Annotated in this window: 4 protein-coding genes and 1 pseudogene; 4 read left to right on the top strand and 1 reads right to left on the bottom strand. The window is 67.2% G+C overall.

What is annotated here, in order from left to right; all coding sequences use genetic code 11:
* Positions 1-509: pseudogene (locus U9977_RS26015) on the top strand (hypothetical protein); the annotation flags it as partial.
* Positions 510-742: 233 nt separating this feature from the next.
* Here the strand turns inward: U9977_RS26015 and U9977_RS26010 are convergent.
* On the bottom strand, positions 743-1,564 hold the full coding sequence (locus U9977_RS26010; protein ID WP_416210785.1) for an SAM-dependent methyltransferase: 822 nt from the start codon (positions 1,562-1,564) through the stop codon (positions 743-745).
* A gap of 214 nt (positions 1,565-1,778) precedes the next feature.
* Between U9977_RS26010 and U9977_RS26005 the strand changes: the two genes are divergently transcribed.
* From U9977_RS26005 to U9977_RS25995, 3 genes are all read left to right on the top strand, one after another.
* Complete coding sequence (locus U9977_RS26005) at positions 1,779-2,537, top strand: hypothetical protein (RefSeq protein ID WP_322751918.1); 759 nt, start codon at positions 1,779-1,781, stop codon at positions 2,535-2,537.
* A 201-nt stretch (positions 2,538-2,738) separates the two neighbouring features.
* The gene (locus U9977_RS26000; protein ID WP_416210784.1) at positions 2,739-3,650 is read left to right on the top strand and encodes an alpha/beta hydrolase family esterase; all 912 of its coding nucleotides are present in this window, start codon (positions 2,739-2,741) and stop codon (positions 3,648-3,650) included.
* A gap of 76 nt (positions 3,651-3,726) precedes the next feature.
* On the top strand, positions 3,727-4,107 hold the full coding sequence (locus tag U9977_RS25995; RefSeq protein ID WP_322751916.1) for a nuclear transport factor 2 family protein: 381 nt from the start codon (positions 3,727-3,729) through the stop codon (positions 4,105-4,107).
* Positions 4,108-4,175 lie beyond the last annotated feature (68 nt).

The following is a 4,175-nucleotide window of genomic DNA, read 5'->3' as shown; positions in this document are numbered from 1 at the left end:
GGTGCTACGGAACCATGCAGGCGATCTGGAAACACCGGCATGCCGTGCTCGAAAGGGGGCCCGGCGGTCGACTCGGGCGGCTCGTACTTCCCCAGCTCGTCCTGTTTCAGGTCGTGCTACCGGTGATCGCACCCGCCGTCGATCTACTGGCTGTCTACGCGCTGTTCAGCGGAGACTGGCGGGTCTACGCCACACTCGGGGTGTTCTACGGCATCCAGTTCGCCACCACCGCCTTTGCGTTCCGCCTCGAACGGGAACCACTACGTCCACTGTGGGCGTTGCCCTTCCAGATGTTCGTCTACCGGCAGCTCATGTACCTGGTGGTCATACAGTCCGTGGTGACCGCGGCACGGGGCACCCCACTGCGCTGGCAGCGGATGATCCGGCAGGGCACTGCCACCCAATCACTGGGCAGGGAAATGATGCCGAATCAGCGGTGCGAGCCGCCGGCTATCCACGGCGTTCCGACGCCCGCCTCCTCGAACGCACCAGCGATGCCGGTCGCCTGATCTGCCTGCTCCCGCGAGAACACCGGCCCCGGGGATCAATGGAACCGTGGTTGGCGCTGATATTGATCTTGCCGGGTACTCGTCCTCTGTGCTCTGGAGGACCTGGGCCTGGAGGTGTTCGCAAAGGTCGGCTTCCTCGGGCGCCAGCGGGCCGTCGGGGCGCCGGATGCGGACGGGCTTGGGCCGGATCGGCAGGCCGTCGTCCGCATCGCAGCCGGCGACTGGCCCCGTCCCTATTGCCGGGCGCTCTTGCGTGCGACGCCGGCCCACAGCGCTGTCGGGGTGGAATCGTTCGTGCCCCACTGAGTCGCCGGCACAACACCGGGCTCGAGCAGTTCCCAGCCATCGAAAAAGCGACTTACCTGTGTTTTGCTACGCATTGTAACTTTCATCGGCATCATCTGGTTCATCCGGGCTGCGGCAGCGCCGGCTCCGATCGTGGGGTTCACGTCGTTGGCCGGGTGCGACAGCACCAACGCGCTGCCGACGGGCAGGGCAGCGGACAGTGCCGCGACGATTGCGTACGGATCGTCCTCATCGGCGACGCAGTGCAGGATGGCGACCAACATCAATGCGATCGGCCGGCGAAAGTCCAGGGTCTCGGCCGCGCCGGCCAGGACGGCGGCCGGGTCCCGAACGTCACCGTGGAGGTAGGCGGTGGCGCCGGCGGGGCCACCGGTCAGCAGCGCCCGTGCGTGCGTCAGCACAATCGGGTCGTTGTCGACGTAGACGACCCGGGCGTCGGAGGCGACCCTTTGCGCGACCTCGTGGGTGTTGTCGGCCGACGGTAGACCGGTGCCGATGTCCAGGAACTGGCGGATGTCGGCCTCGCCGGCCAGGTGGGTCACTGCCCTGCGCAGGAACGCCCGGTTGCTGAGAACGCTGGCGCGCATGTCGGGCATGGCCGTCATGGCCTGCTCCGCCACTGCCCGGTCCGCGGCGAAGTTGTTCTTCCCGCCCAACCAGTAGTCGTAGATCCGCGCGATGTGGGGGATGTCCGGGTTCAGGTCGGCACCCGATTCCCGGCCCGCGCCGGCATCGGCGGGATCAGCCACCGACCGGAAATCCCACCTCGATGAGTCACCCTCAGCCACCAGCCCTGCTCCCTTCGCGCGGTCACCCCCAGCAGACGCCACCCAGGTTAGCGGCAAACCCGGACCAGAACGGACTTGCCGGCGGGGGACTCTGATACGCCGACGGGTGGGAATATTAACCTGGTTTGATACCGGTAACGGTACATTGCCAGAGATCTTCATATTAGGGGGACTTGTGGGAGTACTGCGATGGTGTGACGGTCGGGCTCCGGCGCAGGCCCGTGCGGGCGGCGCCGTGGTGGCGGTCGCCCTGTTCGGCCTGGCGGCCTGCGGGGGTACCGGTACCGGTACCCCCGCAGGCCGCAGCACCAGCACGCTGCCTCAGACCACCGCGACATCGCCGGCCCCGACCCTGCACGCCCGCGACTACGTCGTCACCGAAGGCGCCGAGACCACCGGGCTTGTCCGGGACACCTCCACCGACACCTCACCGGACCCGAAGATCTCCGAATCTGAGTTCGCATCGTGCCTTGGCGTGCCGACCGCCGAGATCCAGGACAACTCCATCGACTCGGCGGACGGTCCCGACCTGATGAGCCCCGACGAGCTGGCCCATGTCAGCTCGTCCGCGGACATCAATCGCCCGGGGGATGTGGCACGTGACGCGGTCATCCTGCGACGTCCGCAGGCGCCCACCTGCATTGGCCGGCTCTTCCTCCGGGGGCTCGAGCAAGAAGCGTCGTCCAACGGCGAGAGCGTCACGCTCGACTCGACGCTGGCGCTGCCCGGGCTGTCCGGGGCCACACAGGCCGTACGCATGGCGATAACCCTCGCCGCCAACGGCGGTAAGATCCACATTACCTTCGACATAATCTTCATCTGGTCCGACCGTGTCGAGAGCACTATCGTGCTTGGTCAGATCAACGGCGTCCCGGACCGGACGCGGGAGCAGAACGTGATAAGCCAGGTCGCCGCGAAGGTCGCCCGCCAGTGACATCCAATGATCATCTGCGGCTCGCGACAGGCACCGGCACGTCGGCTGGTGTCGCCGTCGGGCTTACTCACTTCTGACATATATTCTTACCAATTCTTGACATTTAAGAGCCACAATGAGCGTGTGGCCCCACACTCCGCCGTTGCGCATGCTCCGCCTTCCGTCCGCGCACTGGTGTCAGCAGTGGTCGGTCTGCTCGTCATGGTGACCGGATGCACCCCCGGGCACGGTGCGTCCACGGGGGAGGGCACCGGCCGGCCCACGGCGACTGAGACGGTGGCGGTCGGGTCGTCCACCCAGACGATCACCGTCGGCGGGCAGGCGCGGACCTTCCACCTCTACCGGCCGGCGTCGCTGCCGTTGTCGGGCGCGGTGCCGCTGGTCGTCATGCTCCACGGCGGTTACGGCAGCGGAACCCAGGCCGAGTCCTCCTACGGCTGGGACGCCGAGGCCGACAGTCAGCACTTCATGGTTGCCTATCCGGACGGCCTCGACCATGCCTGGGATGTGGGCGGCGGCTGTTGCGGTACGCCGGGGCGCACCAACGTCGACGACGTGGCCTTCATCACCCAGCTCGTGGCCATCGTGAGCCACGCGCTACCCATCGACCCGACCCGGGTCTACGCCACAGGCATATCCAACGGCGGGATGCTCGCCTACCGGCTGGCCTGCGACACCACCGTGTTCGCCGCCATCGGGCCGGACTCGGCCACCCTGCTCGGCCCGTGCCCAGCGCCGGCGCCCGTCGCGGTCATCCACCTTCACGGCACCGCCGATCACAACATCCCCTACAACGGTGGCCAGGGCGACGGCACCGCAAAGATCAACGGGCCTGCGGTTCCATCCCTGATCGCAACCTGGCGCGAGGTCGATCACTGCCCCGCGCCGACGGTCGAGACGGCCGGGTCGGTCACGACGTCGGTGGCCCGCTGCCCTGCCGGTCACGACGTCGAGCTGGTCACCATCGCCGGGGCAGGTCACCAGTGGCCCGGCGGGGAGCCCAAGCCCGTGCTGGAACGCCTGCTGCACCTTGATCCCCCGTCCACCGCGCTGAACGCCACCGACGCCATCTGGCGCTTCTTCGCCACCCATCCCAAACCCGCCGGCGGCTGACCGCGAGACCTGCTGGGGACAATGCCACCGTAGAACTATAGGCTGCGGCGGGTCACGACCGCTGAAAGGCAACGACATGGTTTGGACTCCCGAGGCCGCCCTTGAGTTCGGACGTGAGCACGTGATGGTGTGGAACCGGCATGACCTCAAGGAAATCGCTCTTCTCTACGCCCCCGATGTGGAGCTCGTTTCCCCGTTCGCGGAGGAAATAACCGACTCCAGCACCCTCAAAGGCCGCGAGGCTGTGGTCCGCTACTTCGGCGCGGCCCTGGACCGCTATCCTGACCTGCGCTTCGAGCTGGTCGACGTGCTGTACTGCGTCGACACCGTCACCCTTTACTTCCGTAGTATCGGCGGACGCATGGTCGCCGAGGTGCTGACCGTCAATCCCGGTGAGCCGATCAGCCGGGTGCAGGCCCATTACACCTGTTCCCCGCCCAGTGCCCGGGACGTGTGAGCATCGGCCCGGAGAGAAGCTACCCGCGATGGGTGGATGTGCTGATGGCGACCGGCGCCGCTGAAGCG

It is taken from the genome of Protofrankia sp. Cas8 (genome assembly GCF_963555845.1).
GTDB lineage: Bacteria > Actinomycetota > Actinomycetes > Frankiales > Frankiaceae > Protofrankia.
This window is presented reverse-complemented; position numbering and strand designations above follow the sequence as displayed.